At 69.3% G+C, this 26,362-nt stretch carries 22 protein-coding genes and 1 tRNA gene; 11 read left to right on the top strand and 12 right to left on the bottom strand.

Features of this window, described 5'->3' with window-relative positions:
- Nucleotides 1–10 precede the first annotated feature (10 nt).
- Nucleotides 11–2,575, top strand: a complete 2,565-nt coding sequence (gene hrpB, locus FL344_RS18930; RefSeq protein ID WP_141619502.1) for an ATP-dependent helicase HrpB — start codon at nt 11–13, stop codon at nt 2,573–2,575.
- Between the two features lie 7 nt (nt 2,576–2,582).
- On the opposite strand, the gene FL344_RS18925 is transcribed toward hrpB, so the two are convergent.
- Nucleotides 2,583–3,059, bottom strand: a complete 477-nt coding sequence (locus FL344_RS18925) for a GNAT family N-acetyltransferase (protein ID WP_090492980.1) — start codon at nt 3,057–3,059, stop codon at nt 2,583–2,585.
- Between the two features lie 148 nt (nt 3,060–3,207).
- Here FL344_RS18925 and FL344_RS18920 point away from each other — a divergent pair, with 148 nt between their 5' ends.
- Both FL344_RS18920 and FL344_RS18915 read left to right on the top strand, forming a co-directional pair.
- Entirely contained in the window at nt 3,208–4,257 is a 1,050-nt protein-coding gene (locus FL344_RS18920; protein ID WP_194858496.1) for a hypothetical protein, read from the top strand.
- 131 nt (nt 4,258–4,388) lie between these two features.
- Complete coding sequence (locus tag FL344_RS18915; RefSeq protein ID WP_141619501.1) at nt 4,389–5,180, top strand: hypothetical protein; 792 nt, start codon at nt 4,389–4,391, stop codon at nt 5,178–5,180.
- Nucleotides 5,181–5,252: 72 nt separating this feature from the next.
- Here FL344_RS18915 and fdxA read toward each other — a convergent pair whose 3' ends face one another.
- The 4 genes from fdxA to FL344_RS18895 all read right to left on the bottom strand — a co-directional run bounded on the left by fdxA (nt 5,253) and on the right by FL344_RS18895 (nt 8,493).
- The gene (gene fdxA, locus FL344_RS18910) at nt 5,253–5,588 is read right to left on the bottom strand and encodes a ferredoxin FdxA (protein ID WP_011553106.1); all 336 of its coding nucleotides are present in this window, start codon (nt 5,586–5,588) and stop codon (nt 5,253–5,255) included.
- A gap of 111 nt (nt 5,589–5,699) precedes the next feature.
- A complete protein-coding gene (asd, locus tag FL344_RS18905; protein ID WP_141619500.1) occupies nt 5,700–6,788 on the bottom strand; it encodes an aspartate-semialdehyde dehydrogenase in 1,089 nt (362 codons plus the stop codon).
- Nucleotides 6,789–6,869: 81 nt separating this feature from the next.
- On the bottom strand, nt 6,870–7,223 hold the full coding sequence (locus tag FL344_RS18900) for a rhodanese-like domain-containing protein (protein WP_194863160.1): 354 nt from the start codon (nt 7,221–7,223) through the stop codon (nt 6,870–6,872).
- 118 nt (nt 7,224–7,341) lie between these two features.
- Complete coding sequence (locus FL344_RS18895; RefSeq protein WP_141619498.1) at nt 7,342–8,493, bottom strand: acyl-CoA dehydrogenase family protein; 1,152 nt, start codon at nt 8,491–8,493, stop codon at nt 7,342–7,344.
- 158 nt (nt 8,494–8,651) lie between these two features.
- Here FL344_RS18895 and FL344_RS18890 point away from each other — a divergent pair.
- Nucleotides 8,652–8,723: transfer RNA gene (locus tag FL344_RS18890), tRNA-Cys, on the top strand.
- Between the two features lie 72 nt (nt 8,724–8,795).
- Here the strand turns inward: FL344_RS18890 and FL344_RS18885 are convergent.
- Nucleotides 8,796–10,475 carry a nitrous oxide reductase family maturation protein NosD gene (locus tag FL344_RS18885; protein WP_141619497.1) on the bottom strand — a complete coding sequence of 560 codons (1,680 nt, stop codon included), beginning with the start codon at nt 10,473–10,475 and terminating at the stop codon, nt 8,796–8,798.
- Nucleotides 10,476–10,560: 85 nt separating this feature from the next.
- Here FL344_RS18885 and FL344_RS18880 point away from each other — a divergent pair, with 85 nt between their 5' ends.
- The 3 genes from FL344_RS18880 (at nt 10,561) to FL344_RS18870 (ending at nt 14,789) form a co-directional block, all read left to right on the top strand.
- Nucleotides 10,561–12,477 carry a SpoIID/LytB domain-containing protein gene (locus FL344_RS18880; protein ID WP_141619496.1) on the top strand — a complete coding sequence of 639 codons (1,917 nt, stop codon included), beginning with the start codon at nt 10,561–10,563 and terminating at the stop codon, nt 12,475–12,477.
- A 119-nt stretch (nt 12,478–12,596) separates the two neighbouring features.
- The gene (locus FL344_RS18875; protein WP_141619495.1) at nt 12,597–13,844 is read left to right on the top strand and encodes an energy transducer TonB; all 1,248 of its coding nucleotides are present in this window, start codon (nt 12,597–12,599) and stop codon (nt 13,842–13,844) included.
- A gap of 27 nt (nt 13,845–13,871) precedes the next feature.
- Nucleotides 13,872–14,789 carry a cation diffusion facilitator family transporter gene (locus tag FL344_RS18870; protein ID WP_141592072.1) on the top strand — a complete coding sequence of 306 codons (918 nt, stop codon included), beginning with the start codon at nt 13,872–13,874 and terminating at the stop codon, nt 14,787–14,789.
- A gap of 63 nt (nt 14,790–14,852) precedes the next feature.
- On the opposite strand, the gene gcvP is transcribed toward FL344_RS18870, so the two are convergent.
- The 3 genes from gcvP to gcvT form a co-directional block, all read right to left on the bottom strand.
- The gene (gene gcvP, locus FL344_RS18865; protein ID WP_141619494.1) at nt 14,853–17,768 is read right to left on the bottom strand and encodes an aminomethyl-transferring glycine dehydrogenase; all 2,916 of its coding nucleotides are present in this window, start codon (nt 17,766–17,768) and stop codon (nt 14,853–14,855) included.
- A gap of 78 nt (nt 17,769–17,846) precedes the next feature.
- A complete protein-coding gene (gene gcvH / locus FL344_RS18860; RefSeq protein ID WP_090492958.1) occupies nt 17,847–18,236 on the bottom strand; it encodes a glycine cleavage system protein GcvH in 390 nt (129 codons plus the stop codon).
- Between the two features lie 30 nt (nt 18,237–18,266).
- Entirely contained in the window at nt 18,267–19,349 is a 1,083-nt protein-coding gene (gene gcvT, locus FL344_RS18855; RefSeq protein ID WP_141592074.1) for a glycine cleavage system aminomethyltransferase GcvT, read from the bottom strand.
- Between the two features lie 96 nt (nt 19,350–19,445).
- Between gcvT and metF the strand changes: the two genes are divergently transcribed.
- From metF to FL344_RS18840, 3 genes are all read left to right on the top strand, one after another.
- Nucleotides 19,446–20,318 (top strand): methylenetetrahydrofolate reductase [NAD(P)H], encoded by an 873-nt coding sequence (metF, locus tag FL344_RS18850; protein WP_141619493.1) that lies wholly within the window; start codon nt 19,446–19,448, stop codon nt 20,316–20,318.
- Entirely contained in the window at nt 20,315–20,737 is a 423-nt protein-coding gene (locus FL344_RS18845) for a hypothetical protein (protein ID WP_011553094.1), read from the top strand. The genes metF and FL344_RS18845 overlap by 4 nt, the downstream gene beginning before the upstream one ends.
- 259 nt (nt 20,738–20,996) lie before the next feature.
- Complete coding sequence (locus FL344_RS18840) at nt 20,997–21,608, top strand: DUF2378 family protein (protein WP_228558186.1); 612 nt, start codon at nt 20,997–20,999, stop codon at nt 21,606–21,608.
- On the opposite strand, the gene FL344_RS18835 is transcribed toward FL344_RS18840, so the two are convergent.
- Together FL344_RS18835 and FL344_RS18830 are read right to left on the bottom strand one after the other, a co-directional pair.
- Nucleotides 21,605–23,128 (bottom strand): sensor histidine kinase, encoded by a 1,524-nt coding sequence (locus tag FL344_RS18835; RefSeq protein ID WP_141619492.1) that lies wholly within the window; start codon nt 23,126–23,128, stop codon nt 21,605–21,607. The genes FL344_RS18840 and FL344_RS18835 overlap by 4 nt on opposite strands.
- A gap of 443 nt (nt 23,129–23,571) precedes the next feature.
- The gene (locus tag FL344_RS18830; protein ID WP_141619491.1) at nt 23,572–24,522 is read right to left on the bottom strand and encodes an ADP-ribosylglycohydrolase family protein; all 951 of its coding nucleotides are present in this window, start codon (nt 24,520–24,522) and stop codon (nt 23,572–23,574) included.
- A gap of 183 nt (nt 24,523–24,705) precedes the next feature.
- Here FL344_RS18830 and FL344_RS18825 point away from each other — a divergent pair, with 183 nt between their 5' ends.
- Nucleotides 24,706–25,515 (top strand): class I SAM-dependent methyltransferase, encoded by an 810-nt coding sequence (locus FL344_RS18825; RefSeq protein WP_141619490.1) that lies wholly within the window; start codon nt 24,706–24,708, stop codon nt 25,513–25,515.
- Here FL344_RS18825 and folD read toward each other — a convergent pair.
- Nucleotides 25,488–26,354, bottom strand: coding sequence for a bifunctional methylenetetrahydrofolate dehydrogenase/methenyltetrahydrofolate cyclohydrolase FolD (gene folD / locus FL344_RS18820; RefSeq protein ID WP_141619507.1), 867 nt, complete (start codon nt 26,352–26,354; stop codon nt 25,488–25,490). The two genes, FL344_RS18825 and folD, sit on opposite strands and share 28 nt — an antisense overlap.
- Nucleotides 26,355–26,362 lie beyond the last annotated feature (8 nt).

Here is a 26,362-nt window from a genome sequence, read left to right as displayed (position 1 = left end):
ACACCGGGCCATGGCGGACGTCGCGCTTCCCATCGATCCCCTGTTGCCGGACATCGTCTCCACGCTGCGTGGCGCGCGGTCGCTCGTCCTGGAAGCGCCTCCCGGCGCGGGAAAGACGACGCGCGTGCCTCGCGCGCTCCTGGAGGCGGGGCTCGGCCAGGGGAAGGAAATCATCGTCCTCCAGCCACGCCGGCTCCCCACGCGGCTCGCCGCACAGCGCGTGTCCGAGGAGCTGGGCGAGCGCGTGGGCGAGTCCGTGGGCTACCAGGTCCGCTTCGAGGACGTGCGCAGCGCGAAGACGCGGCTGTCCTTCGTCACCGAAGGCGTCCTCGGCCGCCGGTTGCTCTCCGACCCGAAGCTTCGCGACGTGGGCATCGTCGTGCTCGACGAGTTCCACGAGCGGCACCTGTCCGCGGACATCTCCCTGGCCCTGCTGCGGCGCCTCCAGGAGACGGCGCGCCCCGACCTCAAGGTCGTCGTCATGTCCGCGACGCTGGAGGCGGAGCCCATCCGGGCGTACCTCGGCGGGTGTCCCTCGCTCCGCTCCGAGGGCCGGCGCTTCGACGTGAGTGTGGAGTACCTGCCCGCGCCCGATGACCGACACCTGGACCAGCAGGTGCTCTCCGGCATCAAGCGGCTCTTCACCCAGGGCGTGGATGGCGACGTGCTCGTCTTCCTCCCCGGCGCCGGCGAAATCCGCCGCGCACGCGACGCATGCGCCGAGTTCGCCGAACGCCACGGCACCGACGTGCTCCCCCTCCACGGCGACCTGTCCCCCGCCGAGCAGGACCGCGCCGTGCGGCGCAGTTCGCGGCGGAAGATCATCCTCTCCACCAACGTCGCGGAGACGTCCGTCACCATCGACGGCGTGGCGGTGGTCATCGACTCCGGGCTCGCGCGCGTCGCCTCCCACTCCCCCTGGTCTGGCCTGCCCACCCTCAAGCTGTCCAAGGTCAGCCGCGCCTCCGCCATCCAGCGCGCGGGCCGCGCGGGCCGTACGCGCGCGGGCCACTGCCTGCGCCTCTACACCCAGCACGACTTCGACGGCCGCCCGGAGCAGGACGCCCCGGAGATTCGCCGCACGGACCTGGCCGAAACCGTCCTCTCCCTGCGCGCGTCCGGCATCACCGACCTGGCCGCCTTCCCCTTCTTCGAGCCGCCCCCGGCCGCGTCCCTGGACGCCGCGGAGACGCTGCTCCGCCGGCTGGGCGCGGTCGACTCCGCCGGCACCGTCACGGAGGTGGGCGAACGGCTCCTGCGCTTCCCCGTCCACCCCCGTCAGGCGCGCATCATCGTCGAGGGTGAGCGCCGGGGCGTGGGGGCCGAAGCCGCCGTGCTGGCCGCCCTCATGGGCGAACGCGACATCCGCCGCGAGGCCCGCGCCAACCTGGGCCAGGGAGGACGCCCGGCCGCCATCGTCAGCGGGCCGTCCGACCTGCTGGAGCTGTTCGAGCGCTTCCGCGAAGCCGAGCGCGCGAACTTCGCGTCGGGCCGCATGCACTCCCTCTCCCTGGAGGCCGGCGCCGTGCAGTCCGTGGACCGGGTCCAGAAGCAGCTGCGGCGCGCGGTGCGTGGACAGGGCACCCGGCCCCAGCGGCCCGAGGACGTGGAGCAAGCGCTGATGCTCAGCGTGCTCGCCGGCTACCCCGACCGCGTCGCCCGGCGGCGCCGGCCCCGTGCGCCCGAGCTGCTGATGTTCGGAGGAGGGTCGGCCACGCTGTCAGACGTGAGCGTGGTCCAGGACGCCGACCTCATGGTGGCCGCCGACGCCGAAGAACGCCCTGGCAAGGGCGCCGTGGTGCGGCTCGCCAGCGCCGTGGAGCCGGAATGGCTGCTCGACCTCTACCCGGACACGCTGGAGGAGGTGGACACCCTCCAGTGGAACGCCGAGGCCCGGCGTGTGGAGCGGCTCACCCGCCTGTCCTACGGCAACCTCGTCCTGGAGGAGACCCGCACGCCCGCGCCCGCCTCGGAGGCCACCGCGCGCGTGCTCGTGGAAGCCGCGCTGGCCGCGGGGCCTGGCAAGTTCGCGGACCCGGAGGCCCTGGAGCAGTGGCGCACCCGCGTGGCCCTGCTGGCCGGGGCCTTTCCCGAGGCGAAGTTCCCCACCGTTGACGACACCTTCCTGCGCGATGCGCTGGCGTCGCTCTGCTCGGACGCGCGCAGCTTCAAGGACCTGGAAGGGGTGTCCCTGCTGGACGCACTCTACGCACGTCTCACTTCCGAGCAGCAGCGGCTGCTGGCCACGCATGCGCCGGAACGGGTGACGCTGCCCGGAGGCCGCGGCGTCAAGGTCCACTACGAGCCGGGCAAGCCGCCCTGGGTCGAGTCGCGACTCCAGGACTTCTTCGGCATGGCGCAGGGGCCCAACGTCTGCGCGGGGCGCGTCCCGCTGGTGCTGCACCTGCTGGCGCCAAACATGCGCGCGGTCCAGGTGACGACCGACCTCGCGGGTTTCTGGGAGCGGCACTACCCCGCCATCCGCAAGGAGCTGTGCCGCAAGTACCCCCGGCACTCGTGGCCCGAGGATCCGCGGCATGCCCAACCGCCTGCCCCCCGGCCACCGCGCCGTTGAGGCCACCTCAGAAGCGCTTGTGCATCTCCAGGTGCTCCATGCCGGCTTCCTCGAAGACGCCGCCCACCGGCAGGTAGCCGTGCTTCTTGTAGAACTCCAGCGCGTAGAGCTGGGCGTGCAGCATGATGCCGTTGACGCCACGCCGACGCGCCTCTTCCTCGAGCGACGTCAGCAACATGGAGCCCACGCGCGCCTTGCGGTGCGCCTGGAGGACGGCCATGCGGCCAATCTGCCCCCACGTGCCTTCCTGGTTGGCCGGAGGCTGCGCCAGCATCACCAGGCGCCCCGTGCCGATGGCGTGGCCCCCCTGGTTGGCGATGACGTGGTAGGCGTGCGCGTCCTCGGCGTCGCGCTCGATGCCTTCGGGAACCGCCTGTTCCTCGATGAACACCACCTCGCGGATGGCGAGCGCCTGCATGAGCTCCGCCTCACTCTGAATCTGAGTGATGGTGACGGGCGCGGAAGTATCCGTGGGAGAGGCCATGTCGCGGGCAAGGTACACAAAAGCCCGCGAGGTCAACAGGCGGAAAAAGCACCGTGGAACGCCGGGGTTGCACCCTGTGGCCCGCCCGCCTGCCGCTACGGTCGGGCCACACGGTGGGTCCGTGCGCCGTGGTAGGCTGCAAGGCGCCATGCGCTTCAACCGACTGCTCGCACTCGCCCTGGCCCTGTCGGCCATGCCCGCCACCGCCCAGCCAGAGCTGTTCTTCGGCAATGGTCAGGCCCCCGTCTTCCGCGAGGAGGACCTGGACAAGCGCTTCGCCCGGTCGAAGCTGAACCAGGGGCTCAAGCAGGGGACCCAGGATGCCGGCTGCGCCCAGGTGCTCGGGGCCATGCTGACGCTGATGGGTGAAACCGGTGTGCTGCTGCACAAGCGTGATGAGAACTTCATGCTGGACCCGGTGCTGGTCAACGCCCTCAACACCCAGCTCGTCAACCAGCGGTTTCCTGGCAACGCCTTCCTCGTCGCCATGGTGCGACGCGTGCTCATCGACCGGAAACTGCCCCAGGAGTGGCTGGTGACGGCGCAAGCCCTGGCGCCCTACTACCCGGCCATCGACATGGGGCGGCTTCGCTTCCTCGCCAATGGCGTACAGCCCCTGGACAGCTTCCTGGTCACCCTGCCCGCCCTGCGCGAGCGCTACGCCCAGGAAGTCCAGCGTGCCACGTCCGTGGGCGCGTCCACCGCCGAGGCCCTCTTCCGCGAGAACTACCTGGACCACGAGGTCGCCTTCGGCGCGCTGGAGCTGGTGGACGTCAAGCTCGAGAAGCCGAAGAAGAAGCGCCTGAAGAAGGACGAGGAGCCAGAGGCCCCCTACATGCTGGCCCGGCTCTTGTGGGTGGAGCCCGAGGCGCCGACGACGGAGCGCTTCGAGTTCAACTTCGGCAAGGCGCCCAAGCGCCCGCGCGTGGAGATCACCGCGAAGCTGCAGGACACGCAGTACACGGACCTCAACAAGCTGCTCAAGGGCTCCCGCGTCCTCGTGCGGGGCCGCTTCTGGGAGTACAAGAAGGGCCTGACGTCCATCGAGCTGCGCGACGCGCTGATCTTCCCCGAGCGGGACTGGACGAAGACGCCCTCCCTGGCGGACCCGGCCGCCGTGGCCGCGTGCCCCCTGGCCGTCAACGACCTGACCGGACTTGCGCCGATTCAGCCCGGCGCCTTCGGTAAGAACCGCTGAGCCGCATCCCACGCCTGGACGCCCGTCCACCCGGCGGTACCGCTTTCCAGGGGACGGGCTGAAGCGATTATCGATGCGGGGGCTGGCACGCCCCCTGCTCTGCTCCCCGCGCCCACCGCACGAGGGATGCCATGAAGGTCGACAGTCGCGAGCCCACCACCGGCTCCGGACAGACGAAGTCATCCGCCGACGGAGAGCGCTTCAAGAAAGCGCTCGACGAAGCGGACGCACGCAGCACCCAACCCAGGCCCCAACGCTCGGGACTGAGCCCCCGAAGCGCCGCGCGCACGGGCCCCACGCCCACCCTGCTGGCCCGGGCCGCGGGGCCCGTGCTCACCGCCCAGCGCGGCGCTGTCTCCAGCCCCGAGAGCCTGGGACTCAAGCGGCAGGCGATGCATGTCGAAGTCCAGCGGCTGGGCACCGTCCGGAGCGAGTCCCAGGCCCTGGGCCAGGAGCGCACGGAACAACGGCTCCACGACCTCATCGCCCGCGAGCTGTCGAAGGACCTGCGCCCCGCCCTTCCAGTCCAACCCGAAGCACGGCCGGCTCCCGGGCCACCGCCTCCGGATGAGAAGAGGCCTCTTCAGGAGCCGATGGGCTCGGAGAACGCCACGGCGGTGACGGCGAGCGCGGGAGGCGCCGCACACGCCCCGGCCGAGGAAGTGAACCCCGCCGCACGCGCCGAGGCCGCGATGGCGCTCATCGAGCGCATCGAGGTGTTCGTGAAGTCCCAGCGGCCCGCGCTCAGCATGAGCCTGCACGGGCACCTGGACGCCACGGTAGAGGTCGAACGCACGGGCCCGCGCGAAGTGTCGCTGCGCATCCAGGGCCGGCACCGCCCTGTGGCGGCCGAGGACCTGAGCCGGCTGCGCGACGCGCTGGAAGCGCGCGGGTTGAAGCTGAGCTCCCTGCGCGCGGAGTAGTTCCCCCGCAACGGAGAAGGCCCTCTCGCCGTCGGGCAAAAGGGCCTTCCGGGACACGCGACGGTCCGTGGACTACGAGCCCGGCGCCGGATCCAGCAGGGAGCGCTTGCCGTCCTTCGACTTGAACTCCTCGGCCTCGGGCAGCGCGGACTTCTTCTCCGCGATGTTGGGCCACTTGGTGGACAGGTCGGCGTTCAGCGCCTTGTATTCCTTCCACTGCTCCGGGAGCTCCGTCTCCGGGAAGATGGCCTTGGTGGGGCACACCGGCTCGCAAGCACCGCAGTCGATACACTCATCCGGGTGGATGACCAGGAAGTTGGCACCCTCGTAAAAGCAGTTGACTGGGCACACCTCGACACAGTCGGTGTACTTGCACTTGATGCAAGGGTCGGCAACGACGTAGGCCATTGAAAAGTCTCCTCTCGGTTGAAACCAGGCGCGTCCGTGGGCGCGCAGAGTAGTGGTTCGAGCTGACGATGGCACCCTGAATCTGTGCCACCCCTTCGCCGGAAGCGGGGCTCAGCCCACCAAGCCCTGGGCCAACAGCAGCTCGGCCACGAGGATGGCGCCTCGCGCGGCTCCCATCTTGGTGTTGTGCGACACCAGCACGTACTTGAAGCCGTTCTCCAGGACGCCATCCTCGCGGATGCGTCCGACGGTGGTGGCCATACCGCCATGCGTGTCCCGGTCCAAACGGGGCTGGGGTCGGAAGGGATCGTCCAGCACCTCAATCCAGCGCGGTGCGGAGGACGGCAGGTTCCGAGCCAGCTCGGCGCCCTTCCACTCCCGCAGGGCCTGGGTCACTTCGGCCACAGTCGCCTTCTTGTCCAATGAGACGAAGACGGACTCGGTGTGGCCCTCCATCACCGCCACGCGGGTGCAGGTGCAGGACACCCGAACGTCATGCGGCGTGAGGCCGTCACCCGCTGGACGCAGCGCGCCGAGAATCTTCTTCGTCTCCACCTCGACCTTGTGCTCCTCCTTGGGAATGTAGGGGATGACGTTGTCGAGGATGTCCATGCCGATGACGCCCGGCGAGCGGCCAGCGCCGGACATGGCCTGGAGGCTGGTCATCAGCACCGCCTTCACGCCGAAGCGCTCCACCAACGGCGCCAGCGTCACCGCCAGGCCGGTGGTGGTGCAGTTGGGGATGGGGACGATGAAGCCCTTCCAGCCACGCCGGCGCTGCTGCTCCCGGATGAGGGGCGCATGCGCGGCGTTGACGGGGGGAATCAGCAACGGGACGTCTTCTTCGTATCGGAACGCGCTGGCGGCGGAGAAGACCGGGATGTCCTTCGCCAGCCGAGGCTCCAGCTCGCGTGCCACGTCCGCCTCCACGGCGGAGAAGACCAGGTCGTAGTCCTTGGCCTCGAGCGCGTCACCGGCCACCACCTTCATGCCGGCGAGCTCGGCGGGCAGCGGCTCCGGGACGAACCAGGCCGTCATGCCACTCGCCGTTTTCAACGCCTCCGCATACGTCTTGCCCGCCGAGCGAGGCGAGGCCGCGAGCCCCGTCAGCTCGATGGAGGGGTGATTCTTCAGGGCGGCGATGAATTGCTGTCCGGCGAGTCCAGTGGCACCGATGAGGGCCGCGCGAAGCCTGGCCATGGGGGCGTTTCTCCAGTCTCCAGAGGAGGATGTCGCCGCTCCATAACACCGTTTGACGACGCACCGCACCCACCCTGGTGCTCAGTGGGGCAGCGCGGCGACGGGCGCCCGGGTGTGCCGCTCCGTGGGGAAGCCACCTGTGACCCATGCGAGCAGTCCGCCGTCGAGGCAGACGGCCTCGCGGCCCTTCATCCGGAGCAGCCGGCAGACACGGCGCGTGTCCCTTCCGTCCGGCGAGCAGCCACACAAGACGATGAGTTCGTCATCCGGGAGCATGTGGTGGTCGCGGGCGATTTCCGCGGACGTCATCCGCAAGGCGCCTGGGATGTGCAGGTCGTAACGCTCCCAATCGGCAGCGTCGCGACAGTCGAGGACGAGCACTTCGTCGTCCCCCAGACGCATGTAAAGCTCGGCACAGACGATGATGGGCTCCACGGTGACCTCCGCGGGGTCTCTTCGAGTAACCCGGAGCACCAAGGGCCTCTTCCCACGCCGCTCCCCCGCCTGCCCTCCACGTGACAGGCGGGGCGCCGTGCCGCACCGCGCCCCCGCCCTACAGGCCGAGCTGCTTGGCGATGATTTCGTTCATCACCTCACTGGTGCCACCGCCGATGGGCCCCAGCCGCGCGTCACGCCAGTGGCGCTGGATGTCGTACTCCATCATGTAGCCCGCGCCGCCATGGAGCTGGAGACACTCATCCGCCACGCGGCAGCACGTCTCGGTGGCCACTTTCTTCGCCATGGACGTCTGCGCCACCGCCCACTCGCCGGCCACGTGCAGGCGCAGCGCGTGGTAGGTGAGCTGACGCGCCGACTCGCGCGCAGTGAAGAGCTCCGCCAGCTTGTGGCGCACCACCTGGAACTGGTGGAGCGACTGGCCGAAGGCACGCCGTGACTTCACGTGCGCCAGCACCGTCTCCAGCATGTCCTCCATGGCGCCCACCGCGCCCAACGCGAGCGACAGGCGCTCCCACTGGAAGTTGCCCATGATCTGCGCGAAGCCCTGCCCTTCCACGCCGAGCAGGTTCTCCGCGGGCACGCGGCAGTCCTCGAAGAACAGCTCCGCGGTGTCCGAGGCGCGCCAGCCGAGCTTGTCCAGCTTGCGCCCCACGGAGAAGCCCGGCGTGCCCTTCTCCACCACCACCATGGACAGGCCCTTGTGACCCGCGGACGCATCCGTCTTCACCGCCAGCACCACGAAGTCCGCGCGCACGCCGTTGGTGATGTACGTCTTGGAGCCGTTGAGGACGTAGCTGTCGCCCTCGCGCCGGGCAATGGTGCGCAGCCCCGCCACGTCCGAGCCCGCGTCCGGTTCGGTGATACCCAGCGCGCCAATCTTCTCGCCCCGGATGGCGGGGGCCAGCCAGCGGTGCTTCTGCGCGTCCGTGCCGAACTGATGGAGGGGCCCCGTGGAGATGGTGAACTGCGCCCCCAGCCCCGCGGACACACCGCCCGAGCCACAGCGCCCCAGCTCCTCCAGCAACACCGCCTCATACAGCTCCCCCGCGGCCGAGCCCCCGTACTCCACCGGATACTTCAGGCCGAGGAAGCCCAGCTCGCCAAAGCGGGTGAAGAGCTCCCGGGGGAACTCCTCCCGGGCCTCCCACTCCTTCACGAAGGGACGAATCTCCTTCTCCACCACCGCACGTACCGTGCGACGAAACGCGTCATGCTCCTCCAGGTACAGCCCTTGGCCGTGAAGCATCTTTCGAACACCTCGTCCTGTCGGGTGTCCGTGCGCACGCACACCCGGGGTGGAACCTTCTGGTACCGGCATGGTAACGGGACGCATGCACCGCAGGCAGCTGTTGCATCCTTGACCGCGCGGTGGCGGGCTGCGTATAAAGCCGACCCCATCGTCTCGGCGCCATAGCCAAGTGGTAAGGCAAAGGTCTGCAAAACCTTCATTCCCCGGTTCGAATCCGGGTGGCGCCTCAAAGACACAAGGCCCGGTGCGGAAGTCACTCCGCATCGGGCCTTGTCCTTTTCAGGGGCTGAGTGGACGGGTCAGCAGCCGAGCTCCACCGCGCCGATGTCCGGCCCCCCACCGCAGAACGGGATGCCGATGTCGGCGCCCGAGTCCAGCGCCATGGGCCCCGGCGCGAACGCCGCCCCGAGGTCCGCCGAGCCGAGGCGTGAGGTGGTGTCTCCCGAGGTGGACTGGTAGGCCGTGAGGTCCACGGGCTTGCCGTCCTTCTTGAACTGGGCGCCCGCTGGGAAGAGGTTGTTGCCCATTTTCATCCCCGGGGCCATCGGGCCCATGCTCACCGCGATGGGGGCTTCCGCGAAGATGTTGTTCTGCACCACCGGGGCTTGGGTGGGGCCGCCGGTGCCATGGCCGATGATGAGCGCCGTGGCCGCGCGGGTGACGGTGTTGTTCACCACCCGGGTGCCCTTCGAGTTCTCCAGGCGGATGCCGGTGCCCTCCCCGCCCCCGGCCTCGGTCATGTCGTACACGCGATTGCGGCGGATGACGACGCCGGTGGGCATGGCGCCGTCACGGGTGCCGCCCACCGCGATGCCCTTCGCGCCGTCGTAGATTTCGTTGTCCTCCACCAGCACGTTGCTCGCGGAGTAGTGGATGACGACGACATCCCCCCGCGCCGTGGAGGTCGGGAGGAAGTGGTGCATCCGGTTGTTGCGGATGGTCACCCCGTAGCACGTCTTGATGTCCACGGCGTTCTCGCGGTTGCCGTAGAAGTGGTTGTTCTCCACCAGCAGGTTCTCCGCGGGCGGCAGGTTGCTGAAGCCCTCGGGCCCCAGGCACTGCACGGAGTCACCGGAGTTGTCGTGGATGTCGTTGTTGCGCACGGTGACGTCGCGCGACGTGGGCTGCACCACGACGCCGTGCGAGTCCTCGTTGTCGGTGGTCTTCACGAAGTCGTGGATGTGGTTGTTCTCGATGATGGGCCCGGTGGCGTTGTTGAACGTCGTCACCGCGCCGCCGCCCGTGCCGCCGTGCAGGTCCGAGTTGACGAGCATCGAGCCCGTCACGTCGCCCTCGAACGTCACGGCGAAGGGCGTCTGCCCCTCCATATCGATTTCGAAGCCGTCGATGATCCAATGCGGCTGGCGCACCTGCACCAGTCCGTGGTCACCGGGGCCCAGGACGATGCGCGGGTTGCCCTCGCCCTGGAGCGTGATTTTCGCGTCGGCCGTTCCCGGCTTCGCGTTGTCACCGATGATGACGCGCTCCGCGTAGGTGCCGGGCAGGACTCGGATGAGCTCCCCCGGGCTGGCAAGGCCGATGGCCTTGTTGAGCGTGCGCAGCGGCTGCGCGGCGCTGCCGTCCCCGGCGTCGTTGCCCGACGTGCTCACCACCCACTCACGGGTGTAGACGGGCGCCTCTGCGGCGACGGCCATCGCCGTGGCGTTGACGACCGGTTGGGGCGAAGGGTCCTCGATGTTCACATGGTCCGTGTGGTCCGGCAGCGCGGCCACCGGAGTCCCCGCCACCGCCTGCACGCCGACGGGCGGACGCGTGGCGAAGGTTTGAGTGGGCGTGGGCGACTGCGCCGGCCCAGGCGCGGGCGTGGGCACGGGGCGAGGGGCCAGACTCTGAACGGGCACAGGCGTCCCTCCACTGTCGGAGCCCGAGCAGGCCGCCGAGCTCAGCAGGAGCATGCTCGTCGCCAGGAACGTCAGCTTCAGGCAGTTGCCGTGTCGGATTTTCATGAGCAGGGGCAACGCCGGAAGCCCTGTGCGCTATTCATCCCCTGGAGTCCCGACACGTACCAGCCAGCCTGCCCGGCGGGCGCACGACGAACGGTCCGTGACAGCGTGGAGGTGCGACAGTACGGTGTCGCCCCCCGTGCGCCACGCCGTCACACAGCTTCTCGCCGCCGTCCTGCTCTCCGCCTGCGTGGCCTCGAAACCCGCGGCTGACAGTCCCCGTGCATCCGCGACCGGGCCGGCCGTCGTGTCATCGTCCGAGGCCACATCAGGCCCACAGGACAGCGAAGCGGGCGCGACCGGCGCGGACGCATCGGCGCCTGGACCGGAGACCTTGGACACGCCCGGAGCGTCGTCTGGCGCGACCGGCAGCGAACCTGCTACCGCGCCCGACGGCCACGAGGCACCGTCACCGGGCACGGAGCCACCGCCGCTAGAGGACCCGCTGGCGCAGGGGATTCCCACGCCGGGAGACCTCAAGCGCCTGGACTTCCGTGGGGGTGAGCCTCGCGTCCCCGTGCGCCTGATGGAGGGCCGGAACGAGGTCACCTTCTCTCCGCGAGGCCGGATGCGCCTGCGCTTCGGAGGACCCGACGAGAAGATGCTCGACGCCGCCGCGGGCACGCGCTGGACGGTCCGGGTGACGCAGGGGAGCCCGGCGGTGCTGTCCGCGCGCGTGCAACTGGCTGAGTTCCGCATGGCCGACCGCGCGGGACTCCAGGCGGCGCTGGCGTCATGGCGTGAGAAGGGGCTCGCGGTCCGGGCCCAGGTCCTGGGCTCCGTCTACGGCATCGCCGGCAAGGTCATCGACAACCGGCGCACCCTGCTGCTGGTGGACGAGGTCCTCACGCCCGAGGCCGCCGGCCTCAAGCAGGCAGAGCTGCTGCGCAGCCACGGCGTCCAGACGACGCTCTTTGAAGAGGTGCGCACGCCCTCCAAGGCCATCCTGGAGGTGCGCGACGAGGCGGGCGTCGTCGTGGGCATGGCCCAGGACCGGCTGGACGCGGAGACGCCCGACGGTGCGGGCTTCGACGTACGCCAGGTCGAATACGGCGTGGGCTACGACTTCCACGGCTTCGAGGACCGCACCTTCCGGGGCGCGCTCCAGCTCGTCGTGGACCGTTCGGGCCTACTGGCGGTGGTGAACGTCGTCCCCCTGGAGGACCTGCTCAAGGGCCTGGTCCCCGCGGAAATCTTCGCCCGCGCCCACTCGGAGGCGCTCAAGGCCCAGGCCGTCACCGCGCGTGGCGAGGTGCTGGCGAAGGTAGGCATCAAGCACCTGGCGGACCCCTACCTCCTGTGCTCGGAGCAGCACTGCGCCGTCTATCGGGGCCGCACCGGTGAGGCCGCCAGCACCACCGCCGCGGTGGAGGCCACCCGGGGCGAGGGCCTCTTCAGCGAGGACGGCCGCCTGGTGGACTCCGTCTACAGCGCCGTCTGCGGCGGCCACACCGAGGACAACGACGTGGTGTGGGGCGGGCCTCCGGACCCCAGCCTGCGTGGCCGCCCGGACGTCATCGGCCCCGTGGGCGCCCATCCCCTGCCCGCCAGCCTGGAGCGCTGGCTGACGACCGCCAACCTCCCGGCGGCCTGCCGGCTGTCCAGCTTCGCGCAGCCCAGCAAGTTCCGGTGGGAGAAGCGCTTCACGGCCGAGCAGGTGGACACCCGCCTGAAGCGGCTGGGCGTGGGGCGCGTCCAGGCCCTGGCGCTGACGGACCGGGGCGTCTCCGGCCGCGCGGCCGTGCTGACCGTGTCCGGCGACAAGGGGGCCACCCAGGTGCGCGGCGAGCTCAACATCCGCCGCCTGTTCGGCATGCTCAACAGCAGCATGGCGGTGGTGGAGGCCGAACGGGACGCCGGGGGCCGGCTCACCGGCTGGCTTTTCCGTGGCGGGGGCTGGGGGCACGGCGTAGGAATGTGCCAGACGGGCGCCATTGGCCGGGCGGAGGCCGGGCAGCGCTACCAGGACATCCTCCGTCACTACTTCAACGGTGCCGAGGTGGCCCCCATCTATTGAGGCTGGGAGGGGTTATCCTTCAAACCCGTGCGCGGCCCGCGAATCGACCTGACCTTTCACCTGTTCAGCCGCGAACGCGACGGGACTAGTCCGCCCGTTCGGAGGTTTATCATCCCGCCGTGAGCACGGGTTCTCCAACAAGCTGGCGCCGCCGGAGGCGGCAGGGGTCGTCCGCGGGGCGTTTCGCCGCGGCGATTGCGCTCGCCCTGCTCCTCCATGCCGTCTACGTGGGAACCCTGCTGCTGACGAGTTCGTTCCAGGACGACGGGAAGGCACGCAAGCCGGTGACGCGGCCCACCTCCGTGGCCGTGCGTCCGCTCACCGCCGACCAATGGGCGCAGAACCGCGGCAAGGCCTCCCCCCAGACGAAGTCCCAGGCGACGGAGCGTCCCAAGGCCCAGGACAAGAAGCCGGAGGAGAAGAAGCCCGACGAGACGCCCAAGGGGCAGGTGGTGGACGTCGCGCCCGGCAACGACGAGGTGGACCCGAACGCGAAGTACCTCGCGGAGAGCAACAACCGCGTGGACAAGGAGACGCGCGCTCGGGAGCAGACGCCCTTCTACCGGAACGCCATGCCCCAGCGGACGGCGCCGCAGAATCAAGAAGGCCAGAATACGGACGCGCAGACGCCGCCGCGCACGGCCGGCAACAACGGCATGGGCAACGACGACCGGCCCGTGTCCCTGGGTGGCCAGAAGCCCGCCTTCGAGATTCCGGACGCCCGAAAGAAGAACGAGGTGGCGATGAAGACGGACCCGACGTCGCCGGGTCCGGGCATGACGGTGAACAACCAGAACGAGAGCGACGAGGTGGTGGGCAACTCCAAGCGCCTCAACATCCAGCCCGGCACCGGCGGCGAGGAAGCCGGCTCCACGGGCCGCGCGGGCGCGCCGGGGCTGGCGTCGCTGACGCCGTCTCGTGCCGTCATGGACAAGGTCCTGGGCGCCGCGCCCAACGACCACCTGCAGGACGCCGAGGAAGGCGATGGCACCCTCCTCAACACGCGTGAGTGGAAGTACGCCAGCTTCTTCAACCGCGTGAAGCAGAGCGTGGGCATGCACTGGAACCCCAACGAGCAACTGCGCCGGAGAGACCCCACCGGCGGCATCTACACGGGGCGGGACCGGTACACGCTGCTGCAAATCACGCTGGACGAGCGCGGCCAGGTGACGGACATCCAGGTGGAGAAGAGCAGCGGGCTCGACTTCCTCGACTTCGAGGCAGTGTCGTCCTTCAAACGCGCGCAGCCCTTCCCCAACCCGCCGCCCGGCCTGCTGTCGGACGACGCCAAGGTGAAGTTCCAGTTCGGCTTCTTCATGGAGATGGGCGGCGGCCCGAAGATGCGGCTGTTCCGCCAGCCCAACTGAGCGCGCACTGAAGTACCGTGCGGCCCCGTGGAAGCAACGACGCTCACCGACAGAAACCTCGCGCAGCAGGAGCGGAACCGGAAGGTCCGCAGGGTGCTGCTGGGCATCCTCGTGGCCAACTGGGTGGTGGCCAGCGCCAAGCTGATCTTCGGAATGCTCAGCCAGTCCGCGGCGGTGACTGCGGACGGGCTGCACTCGTTCATCGACGGCGGCTCCAACGTGCTGGGGCTGGTGGCCATGGGCGTGGCGTCACGCCCGGCGGACGAGGACCACCCCTACGGCCACGGCAAGTTCGAGGCGCTCGCGTCGCTGGGCATTGGCGCGATGATTGGCGTGGGCATGCTGGAGCTGGGGCGCATGGCGCTCGACTCCGTGCTCAACGACAAGCACCCGCAGGTGACGGGCACCATGGCGGCCGTCATGGCCTTCACCCTGGTGGTGAACATGGTGGTGACGCGGGTGGAGCGGTACTACGGGCGCAAGTACAAGAGCTCCCTGCTGCTCGCGGACGCGAGCCACACGATGTCCGACGTCTACGTCACGCTCGCGGTACTGAGCTCCCTGCTGCTGGTGTGGCTGGGCTACCCGCGCGCGGATGGGCTGATTGCGCTGGCCGTGATGGTGTTCGTGGCCTGGGTGGCCTACGGCATCGTCCGGCAGGCGGTGGGCATCCTCTCCGACACGGCGCGCCTGGACCCAGACGAGGTGAAGCGGCACACGCTGGCAGTGCCAGGCGTGCGCTCCTGCCGCGACGTGCGCAGCCGCGGCATGGAGGAGAGCGTCTACGTGGACCTCAAGATCGAGGTGGACCCGCAGCTCACCACCGCGCAGGCCCATGAAGTGGCGGACCGGGTGGAGCGCACGCTTCAAGGCGCCTATCCCCAGGTGGTGGACGTGGTGGTCCACGTGGAGCCGGACCGCGCCGCGCTGGCCACGCCCGCGTAAAGACGAAGGCCGCCTCCCCGACAAGGGAGACGGCCCAGGGCATCACCCGATGCGCGGGATGCGTCAGGCCGTGGCGGCCTTCGGCTCCGGCGACATGTAGTCCTCGATGGGCGGGCACGAGCAGACCAGCTTCCGGTCACCGAGCACGCTGTTGAGCCGGCCCACGGAGGGCCAGAACTTGTTGTCGCGGACCCACGGCGTGGGGAACACGGCCTGCTCGCGCGAGTAGGGACGGTTCCACTCCGGCGCGGCGACGACACGCGCGGTGTGCGGGGCGTGCTTGAGGACGTTGTTGTCCTTGGGCATGCGGCCCTCCTCGATGTCCCGAATCTCCTGACGGATGGCGATCATCGCGTCGCAGAAACGGTCCAGCTCCGCCTTGGACTCGCTCTCCGTCGGCTCAATCATGAGCGTGCCCGCCACCGGGAAGGACACGGTGGGCGCGTGGAAGCCGTAGTCCATGAGCCGCTTGGCCACGTCCTCCACCTCCACGCCCGCCGTCTTCTTGAGCGGGCGCAGGTCGACGATGCACTCGTGCGCCACCTTGCCGCGCTTGCCCCGGTACAGCACCGGGTAGTGGGCGTTGAGCCGCTCGGCGACGTAGTTGGCGTTGAGGATGGCCAGCTTGGTGGCCTGGGTGAGGCCCTCGCCGCCCATCATCGCGATGTACATCCAGGAGATGAGCAGGATGCTCGCGCTGCCCCACGGCGCCGCGGAGATGGCGCCAATGGCCTCCGCGCCGCCCGTCTGGATGACGGGGTGCCCCGGCAGGAACTTCACCAGGTGGCTGGCCACGCAGATGGGGCCCATGCCCGGGCCGCCGCCGCCGTGCGGGATGCAGAACGTCTTGTGCAGGTTGATGTGGCACACGTCCGCGCCCACCAACCCGGGCGAGGTGAGGCCCACCTGCGCGTTGAGGTTGGCGCCGTCCATGTACACCTGGCCGCCGCGCTCGTGGACGATGGCGCAGATTTCGCGAATCTCCTCCTCGAACACGCCGTGGGTGGACGGGTACGTCACCATCAGCGCGGCGAGCGCGTCCTTGTGCGCCTCCGCCTTCGCGCGCAGGTCATCCAGGTCGATGTTGCCGTTCTCATCGCACTTGGTGACGACGACCTTGTAGCCGGCCATCACCGCCGAAGCCGGGTTGGTGCCGTGCGCGGAGGACGGAATCAAGCACACGTCCCGGTGCCCCTGGCCGCGGCTCTGGTGGTACGCGCGGATGACGAGCAGGCCCGCGTACTCACCCTGGCTTCCGGCGTTGGGCTGGAGCGAGCAACCCGCGAAGCCCGTCACCTGCGTCAGCATCTGCTCCAGCTGCTCGAAGATGACCTTGTAGCCGGCCGCCTGCGAGGTGGGCGCGAACGGGTGCAGCCGCCCGAACTGGGGCCACGTCACCGGAATCATCTCCGCGGTGGCGTTGAGCTTCATGGTGCAGCTGCCCAGCGGAATCATCGAGTGCGTGAGGGACAGGTCCTTCGCCTCGAGCCGCCGGATGTAGCGCAGCATCTCCGTCTCGGAGTGGTAGCTGTTGAAGACGGGGTGCGTGAGGTACGCGCTCGAGCGGCGCAGCGCCTGCGACACGGCGCTCTCCACGCCGTCCCCCACCAGGTCCGCCAACACCGGCGCGGAGGACTTGCCGGTGCCGGTGGCGAAGGCCGCCAGGATGTCCTCCACGTCCGCGGGCCGCGTCGTCTCGTCCAGGGACACGCCCAGCGTCTTCTCGTCGATGCGGCGGAAGTTCATCCGCGCCGCCTCGGCGGCGCCCAGCACCGCGCGCACATGCGCGGCCGACAGCTCCACGCGCAGCGTGTCGAAGTACTGATCGTGCTTCAGCTTGAGGCCCAGCTTCGCCAGCCCGCGCGCCAGCAGCACCGTCAGGCCGTGCACGCGCTCGGCGATGGCCTTCAGCCCGGAGGGGCCGTGGTAGACGGCGTACATGCTGGCGATGACGGCCAGCAGCACCTGCGCGGTGCAGATGTTGCTCGTCGCCTTCTCGCGGCGGATGTGCTGCTCACGCGTCTGGAGCGCCATGCGCAGCGCGCGGCGGCCCTGCGCGTCCTCGGACACGCCGATGATGCGGCCGGGCATGACGCGGGTGTACGCGTTCTTCGTGGCGAAGTAGCCCGCGTGCGGGCCGCCGTAGCCCATGGGCACGCCGAAGCGCTGGGCGCTGCCCACCGCCACGTCCGCGCCGAACTCCCCCGGCGGCGTCAGCAGCGTCAGGCTGAGCAGGTCCGCGGCCACCACGAACAGGCCGCCCGCGGCGTGCACCTGCTCGCCGAAGGCCCGGTAGTCATGCACCGCGCCGTCGGTGGTCGGGTACTGCACCAGCGCGCCCACGAACTTCTTCGAGCTCAAATCCACCGTGCGGTGGTCGCCCACCACCACCTCCACGCCCAGCGGCTGGGCGCGGGTGCGCACCACGTCCACCGTCTGCGGGTGGCAGCCGTCGGAGACGAAGAAGGCCGCGCCGGACTCCTCGCCCTTCTGGTGCACGGCCAGGGCCAGGGCCATGGCCTCGGCGGCGGCGGTGCCTTCATCCAGCAGCGAGGCGTTGGCCACCTCCAGACCCGTCAGGTCCATGACCAGCGTCTGGAAGTTGAGCAGCGCCTCCAGCCGGCCCTGCGCAATCTCCGCCTGGTAGGGCGTGTACTGGGTGTACCAGCCCGGGTTCTGGAAGACGTTGCGGAGGATGACGTTCGGCGTGTGCGTGTCGTGGTAGCCCATGCCGATGAAGGACCGGAACACCTGGTTCTTCGCGGCGATGGCCTCCAAGGCCGCCAGCAGTTCGTGCTCGCCGCGCGCGGTCGCGAGCTTCAGCGGCTCCTTGGCGCGGATGGCGGGCGGGACGGCCTGGTCGATGAAGGCATCGAGCGAGTCCACGCCCAGCGCGGACAGCAGCTGCTTCAGCTCGGTGTCATCCGGACCATTGTGACGGCCGGCAAACGGCTCCTGGTACTTCCAGTTCAAGGACATGGCTTTGTGGCTCGCAGGCGAGTCGTGCGTCGAGAAGTCGAGGACCGTCCCTAACAACCAGTCCCCGGTCCTTCACTCTCAGCTGTTCTGGAGCAGGGCGGTGTACGCGGCGGCGTCCAGGAGTCCGTCCACCTGCTTGGGGTCCGAGGGCTCGATTTCCACAATCCAGCCCGCACCGTAGGGGTCGGTGTTCACGGTGGAGGGGTTGTCCGACAGCCCGTCGTTCACCTTCACCACCTTGCCCGTCAGCGGCGAGTACAGCTCCGACACCGCCTTGGTGGACTCGATGACGCCGAACTGCTTGCCCTCCGTCACCGTGGAGCCCACCTTGGGCAGCTCCACGTAGACCACGTCGCCCAGGGACTCCTGCGCGTGCTGCGTGACGCCCACCACCACCGAGGTGCCCTGGACGCGGGCCCACTCGTGCTCACGGGTGTACTTCAGGTCGCCGGGGATGTTGTCGGCCATGTCGTTGCTCCTGGTTGGAACGGGAATGCTTCAGGGCTTCTTGTAGAACGGGGTCTTCACCACCACGGCGGGCACCGCGCGGCCGCGGATGTCCACGTCGAAGGTGGAGCCCTCCGCGGACAGCTCGGTGGGCACGTAGCCGATGCCAATGGCCTTCTTCACGGTGGGGCCCATGGTGCCGCTGGTCACCTCCCCCACCGGCGCGCCGTCCTTGAGGATGGCGTAGCCGTGGCGCGGAATGCCGCCGCCGGTCAGCTCGAAGCCCACCAGCTTGCGCTTCACGCCCGCGGCCTTCTGCGCCGCCAGCGCTTCCTTGCCAATGAAGGCCGCCTTGTCGAGCTTGACGATCCACCCCAGCCCGGCCTCCAGCGCGGTGTGCTGGTCGTCGATGTCGTTGCCGTAGAGCGCGTACTTCATCTCCGTGCGGAGGCTGTCACGGGCGCCCAGGCCACACGGCTTCACGCCGTCCTGCTGGCCTTCGGTGAGCAGCGCGTCCCACAGCGCCACCGCGTCCCCGGCCGCGCTGTACAGCTCGAAGCCGTCCTCGCCAGTGTAGCCGGTGCGGGAGATGAGGCACTTCACCCCGGCGACCTCGCCCTCGGCGAAGCGGTAGGTGCCAATCTTCGACAGGTCCGTCTTCGTCAGGCGCTGGACCAGGCCGGTGGCCTTGGGGCCCTGCACGGCAATCTGCGCGTAGTCGTCGCTCCGGTCCACGGGGGCCACACCCTTGGCGTGCGCCTTCATCCACGCGACGTCCTTCTCCCGGTTGCTGGAGTTGACGCAGATGAGGATGCGCTCGGGGCTGAAGCGGTAGGCGACCACGTCGTCCACGAAGGTGCCCCGCTCGTCGAGCAAGCCCGCATACAGCGCCTGCCCGTCCGCGATGCGGGTCAGGTCGTTGGAGATGAGCGCGTTGACCGTGTCCAGGGCGCCGGGGCCGGAGAACTCCACCTCCCCCATGTGGGAGACGTCGAACAGGCCGACGCCGGTGCGCACGGCCTCATGCTCGCCGATGACGGAGCTGTACTGGACGGGCATGTCCCAGCCAGCGAAGTCGACCATCCGGGCCCCCAGCTTGCGGTGTGCCGCGTTGAGGGGCGTTTGCCGGGCCATCTTCATTCTCCTGGAGGGGTGTGGAAAACGGCGCGGACTATAGCCGCGAGACTTGCCCGATCAAGGACGACGCGGAGCGTCTACACTGGGGGCGACATGAAGATTCGTAATCGGTTGAATCCTTCCGACCCGTGCTTCTCCTTCGAGTTCTTCCCGCCCCGGACGGACGAGGGCGAGGCGAACCTGCTCAAGGCGCTGGAAGACCTGGCGACCCTGCAGCCGGGTTTCGTCTCCGTGACGGAAGGCGCGGGAGGCAGCACTCGGGCGAAGACGGTGGAGTTGGTGCTGCGCATCAAGCAGGAGGCGGGCATCGAGGCGATGGCGCACCTGACATGCGGAGGGCACACCCCGGCGGAGCTGCGCACCGTGCTGGAGCGCCTGTCGGCCGCGAAGGTGGACAACATCCTGGTGCTGCGCGGAGACCCACCCAAGGGTCAGACAATCTTCGAGCCCGCGCCCGGGGGGTTCCGCTACGCATCGGAGATGGTGCGATTCATCCGAGAAGAGGATTTCAACTTCTGCCTCGGGGGAGCGTGCTATCCGGAGGGCCACGTGGAGACGCCCTCCCGTGACGACGACCTGCGTCATCTCAAGGCCAAGGTGGATGCCGGCCTGGACTTCGTGGTGACGCAGCTCTTCTTCGACAACGCGTTCTACTTCGACTTCGTGGAGCGGGCACGCCGCGCGGGCATCAACGTCCCCATCGTCCCCGGCATCATGCCCATCACCAACTACGAGCAGATCCAACGATTCACGCGCCTGTGCGGAGCCACCGTGCCCATGCGCCTGGCGTTGCAGCTCGAGCGGGTGAAGGACAACCCGGAGGCCATGGCCCAGCTCGGCGTGGCCCATGCGACGGTGCAGTGCATGGAGCTGCTGTCGCGCGGCGTGCCTGGCATCCACTTCTACACGCTCAACAAGTCCCCGGCGACGCGGATGATCGTGAGCGCACTGCGAGCCCGTTCATGAGTGGTCCTGGAATCCACCTGCCCCCAAGCGACCCGCGTAGCAAGGTCCTCAACATCATCCGTCCGCCCGCCTTCTTCCTGCTGTGCGTGGGCGTGCTGAACGTCATCTACAACATCGCCGGTTTCGTGCTGGCGGCGCTGAAGGTGACCTCGCCCTTCGTCCCCGCGGGCGCGGAGGCGTCCACGCTGGAGCTGTCACCCACGCTGGCGCTGATGCTGCTGGTGGGCATCCTCTGCGGGGTGCTGTCCGCCTGGGGCGCCATCAGCGCGCTCAACCTGAAGGGCTACGGACTGGCCACGGTGGGCGGCATCACCGCGCTCTACATCCTGTCTCCCGGCTGCGTCATTGGCGTCCCGGTGGCCGTGTGGATGCTGTTCACCTTGCGTCGCGACGGGGTTCGCGAAGCCTTCCAGGCCTGAGCGTTCAAAACGCGGCGGTTGGAGCGTCGGCCAACCGCCGTGAATTGATGTTCAGACCACACCGCCCGCGGCCACGCCTCCTGGCATCTGGAGCCCGGCGCTCCCTCTGACGCAGCCCCCACTCTGTTCACCAATGGCGCTCCCCCTGCCCCGGGGTTGCAGCGGTGCGGGCTTTCACAGTTTCTCGGTTTCCCTCACTTTCGTAGCCACACAGGAGGGGCGCGCACGTCGAGTGCCGCCTCCCAGCGCAGGGGTGGCCATGATTGCGTTTGAGGTCGAGCGGGGAACGCCTGAACCTTTGACGGAGCTGGCTCGGCGGCTGAGCCGCGCGGAGGAGAAGGACCGCGCCCGGGGCATGTTCTTCCTGGGGGCGCTGGACGTGGTCCGGAAGGAGGCGGGGGAAGCCGCCGCGGCGCGGTGCCTGGCGGCCTCGCGCGAGCGCGCCTTCGTGCCCTTCTTCCTGTACCCCATCACCAGCTTCCTGCGGCTGTCCTTCAGCGCCGCGGGGTTGCTGGCGCCGCGGCTGGGCGGCTTCGAGGCGGCCATGCGGACCATTGGCGCCCGGTCCGCGCAGGACTTCCTGAGCACCGTGGTGGGGCGCAGCTTCCTGGCATTGTCCGGTGGCTGTCCGCGCCGGCTCGTCAGCAACCTGCCGTCCGGCTACAGCACCGCCGTCAGCTACGGCGAGCGGGACGTGGAGTGGATGGGCGAGCGCCAGGGCCGCCTCACCATGTTCCGCGACTTCATGCCGCACAGCTACCACGAGGGCGTGCTGCGCGCGGCGCTGGCCGCCATTGGCGCCCGCGACACGCACATCCGTGGGCGTGCCATGGGCCTGCTGGATGGCGAGTACGAGGTGTCCTGGAGCTAGAGGGCGACCTCGGCGGCGGGGCAACCCGCCGGGAGGCAGAGGGTGAAGACACTGCCCTCCCCTTCCCGGCTCTCCACGCGCAGGGTGCCGCCGTGCTGCCGCACCGTGCTGGCCACCACCGACAGTCCCAGGCCCGTACCCGCGGGCTTCGTCGTGAAGAGCGGCTCGAAGATGCGCTCCTGCATCGCCTCCGGGATGCCCATGCCGTTGTCGGACACGCGGATGATGAAGGCGCTGCCATTGCCGCCTTCCGCGAACACGTCCACCCGGCCCAGACGGCCCGCCGGCATGGCCTCCACCGCGTTCTGCACCAGGTTGATGAGCACCTTGCGCAGCAGCTCCCGGTCCACCCAGGGCGACTCCAGCGAGAGGGGGACGCTGTTCTGGATGCGCACGCCTTCGCGGCCCGGCACCACGTCCAGCACCTCCTCCATCAACGCGTGCAGCGAGCAGGGCCGCAGCTCCAGCGGACGCTCGCGGGCGAAGTCCAGCAGCTCGGAGGAGATGCGTGAACACACCGCCAGCTCGCGCTCGATGATTTCCAGGAAGCGCTGGAGCCGCTGGTCCGCCAGCGTCACGTCCAGCTTGCGCAGGTGACGGACGACCACGGCGTTGGCGGTGCGGGCCGCGGCCAGCGGGTTGCGCAGCTCGTGGCTCACCGTCGCCGTCATTCGCCCCACCGCCGCCAGCTTCTCCACCCGCGCGGCCTGCTCGCGGTAGGAGCTCATCTCCCGGCGCACGCGTGCCAGCGCGTGCTCATGGTCCACGCGCTCGTTCGCGTACGCGCCCTCCAGCAACACCTGCTGCACCGCCACGCGCCGCATCTCCCCCAGCGTCTCGCGGCACGCAATCACCAGCACCCCGTTGACGAACACCATCCAGAAGGAGTGCTCCAGGAAGCGCCACCACGCGGGATTCGACACGCCGAAGATGGACTCCGGCCACCAGATGCCGCGCAGGCAGTGCTCCAGCACCGCCGTGACGGTGGCGGTCGCCATCACCGCCGGGTCCCGGTAGAAAGCCAGGAAGGCCAGCGAGCCGAACACATAGAAGTGCGTTTCGATGCGGCCGCCCGTCAGGTGGATGAAGAGCGCGGCCCAGAGCATCTGCGCTACCGCCACCACGTGCCGCGTGACGACGTCCCCGGCCCGCAGCCGCACCAGCACCAGCGGGAAGGCGGACAGCAGGCCCCCCAGCACCACCGCCACGTGCAAGTGGGGATGCACCACCCGCGACGTCCCCTGCCAGGCGAAGGGCGACAGCACCGCCGCCACCGCGATGGCGACCAGCCACTGCCCCACCATCAGCCCGGCGAAGCGAGAGTCCACCCGCCGTCGCACGGCCTCCAGGTGCTCGCCGAGCAGTGCCTCCACCCGCACCTCCAGCGCGTCGACCCCACGTGGTAGCACCATGTTGCCGGAAGTCTCCGTTGACACGGTACCCTCCGTCCGCACGTTCTCCCCGCGTGTATGGCCGAATCGCCCCCGAAGCACAGGCGCGCCCACATCCTGGTCAATCATTGCGTGACTCACCCCGGCCATACCGGCCCCCCCGGATGAGTCGCCATCCTATCCCCTTACACACTCCTGGCAATCCAAACTTGTCGGAATAAGCAGACTGTTCCAACAGAAACATGCAACTTGCCCTCGGGGCTCGTTGATGACGGTGTGAAACACACCGTCACCCGCTCGTTCCATCGACAGGGATTGAACAAGCGTCGAACAACCGAGGCGTGTGTCAGGGGGTGGGAATGGTGTCCATCATCCGCCGTCCCGGAGGGGCCAGCGACTCGCGCATGGGCGGACGTGGGCGAACGTGGGCAGGCCAGCGTCCGTCCCCTGAGTCTCCGAGGTCGGCGCGGCGCTCACACAGACCTGGTCGCCGCCCGGCACGACACTCCCGAAACGCGCGGGCCCGCACAGGGTCAACGTCAGCACCTGTGAGGGGCGACACCGAGTCAACCTCAACTCACGGCGCACTTGAGCAGCTTCTGCAACATGGGATGTAACAACTCGCCCCCGCGCAACGACTCACGCCAACGCGCGGGGATGCCATTCACGCCGTGGATGAGCCCGGCGATACCTCCCGCCACCGCCGCGGTGGTGTCGGTATCCCGGCCCAGGCGCACCGCGGCCTTCACCACCTGCGCGTAGGAGTCGTGCTCGACCACGCACTGGCGCGCAGAGCGGAGGCAATCCACCACGTAGCCCGTGCCCGTGCCTCGAAGCGCCTCCCAGCCCGGCGGCAGGACATGCGTGTCCAGTTCAGTGCGAGCCTCGAAGCCTTCGGGATACAGATTGCGGAACGTCTCCACCGCGTCCGTCCATGCCTCCGAAGCACGCACGCCCTGGAGGATGCGGCGGGCCCACAAGCAATACAGCGCACAGCACACCTGGGAGCGCATGTGTCCATGCGTGACGCGAGACTGAGTCATCGCGTCCGAGGCGAGCTTCGCGTCATTGCCTGAATGCCAGAGCGCCAATGGCAGCACGCGCATCAACGAGCCATTGCCGTTGTCGCGTTCGCCCTTGGGGCCGGCCATCAGCGCGGGCGTCCCTGCGTGGACCAGGGCCAGGGCCGTGCGTGTCTGGATGCCCACGTCGAACACCTGGCCATCCACCGCGAGGTAGCCCCACTCCAGCCAGTTCACCAGGCGGCGGCCCAGGTCTTCCGGGTCCAATCGCCCCTGGTAGAGCAACGAGTCCAGCAAACACAGCGCATGCGCGCCATCGTCGGACCAGGTCCCCGGAGGAACCCCGTCATGCGCGCGCTGGAAGCCCTCGGGCGGCTGGAAGTCGATGTCCTCGGGCGGCGGAATCTGCGCGGGTGCGTGGAACTCGTAGGGCACGCCCAGGGCATCCCCCACCAGCAATCCGTAGATTCCCCCGGCAAGCTGCTCCTCGCGACTCGGCATGGTGTTGCCTCCCCCACGGTGACGCGAAGCACGCTAGGACAACGCCCGAGCGCGCGTACAGCGGACGCACGCCGCTGAACGCTGAGGGCCCTGGCGGTCGCAACAAAATTGCGCCTTCAGGCCCCGCCATGCAGGCTTCCACGGGAACCGGGCCATGCCGAGCCCCCACGTCCAGGAGCCCCCATGTCCGCCGTCTCGCCCCTTGCCCAACCCGAGGCCTGGAACCTGGTGGCGCCGGAGTACGTGCGCGAGCTGATGCCCACGTTCGAGACGTTCTCCAGGGACGCCCTGCTCCGGGCCGGCGTGGCTCGAGGGACGCGTGTCGTGGACGTCGCCACGGGGCCGGGCACGCTCGCGCTGCTCGCCGCGCGCGAAGGCGCCCGCGTCACAGCAGTGGATTTCTCCCCGGAGATGATTGCCGCCCTGCGCGCCCGGACCGCGGAGGCGAAGCTCGACATCGACATCCTGGAGGGTGACGGCATGGCGCTGCCCTTCGAGGCGAATGCGTTCGACGCCGCCTTCTCCATGTTCGGCCTGATGTTCTTCCCGGACCGGGCACGTGGCTTCCAGGAGCTTCACCGCGTACTGAAGCCGGGCGGCCGGGCCGTCGTGTCCAGTTGGACGCCCTTCGAGCGCTCGAAAGAGCTGCGCGCCGTGTACACGCGCCTCTGGGAGCAGATGGGCGCGAAGCCATCGCAGCCGGGCGCCATCCCCCTGTCCGACCCCGACACCTGTCAGCGGGAGATGTCCAGCGCGGGCTTCACCCACGTCACGGTGAACGAGGTGGAAGGCTCCATCGACTACCCGTCCACGGCGGCCATGGTGGATGCCACCACCCGCTCCAGCGCGCCCGTCGTGCTGGCACGCAGGGCGCTGGGCGCGCAGTGGGAGCCGCTGCTCTGGTCCATGCACGAGTACGCGCAGGCGGAGCTGGGACCGGGGCCCCAGCGCGTCACCCTCACGGCCTACCTGACGACAGGCACCAGGCCGTAGCGGACGGCCGCGTCGAGCGTGTTGCGCATCAGCATGGCGATGGTCATGGGCCCCACGCCACCGGGGACGGGGGTGATGAACGACGCGCGCTCGGCGGCGGCCGCGAACTCCACGTCGCCCACGAGCTTGCCGTCCGGCTTGCGATTCATCCCCACGTCAATCACCACCGCGCCGGGCTTGATCCACGCGCCCTTCACCAGCTCGGCCGCCCCCACCGCCACCACCAGGATGTCCGCGCCCTCCACTTCCCGGCGCAGGTCGCTCTTGCTGTGGCAGATGGTCACCGTGGCGTTCTTCTGGAGCAGCATCAGCGCCATGGGCTTGCCCACGATGTTGCTGCGCCCCACCACCACCGCCCGCTTGCCCGCGGGGTCGCAGCCAATCTCCTCCAGCAGCCGCATCACCCCGTAGGGCGTACACGCCCGGGTGGTGGACCGGCCCAGCAGCAGGTTACCGGCGTTGAGCGGGTGGAAGCCGTCCACGTCCTTCTCTGGCTTCACGGCGGAGATGATGACGTCCGGGTCGATGTGCCTGGGCAACGGCAGCTGTACCAGGATGCCGTGCACCGCCGGGTCCGCGTTGAGCTGGTGGATGACCTCCAGCAGCGCCTCCTGGGTGATGCCCTCGTCCGGGTGGAGCTCCCAGGAGCGGAAGCCCACCTCTTCCGCGGCCTTCTTCTTCCCATTGACGTAGACCTTGGAGGCGGGGTCCTCCCCCACGCGCACCACGGCCAGCCCCGGCGTCAGACCCTGCTCGAGCTTGAGCCGGTCGACCTCCGCCTTGACCTCCGCTCGCACGCGCGCCGCAACTGCCTTGCCATCAATCAACTGGGCGTTCACCCGTGCCA

The organism is Myxococcus sp. AB036A (genome assembly GCF_006547355.1).
GTDB classification, from domain to species: domain Bacteria; phylum Myxococcota; class Myxococcia; order Myxococcales; family Myxococcaceae; genus Myxococcus; species Myxococcus virescens.
The sequence above is the reverse complement of the archived record's forward strand: the minus strand, read 5'-3'. Positions and strand labels throughout refer to the sequence as shown.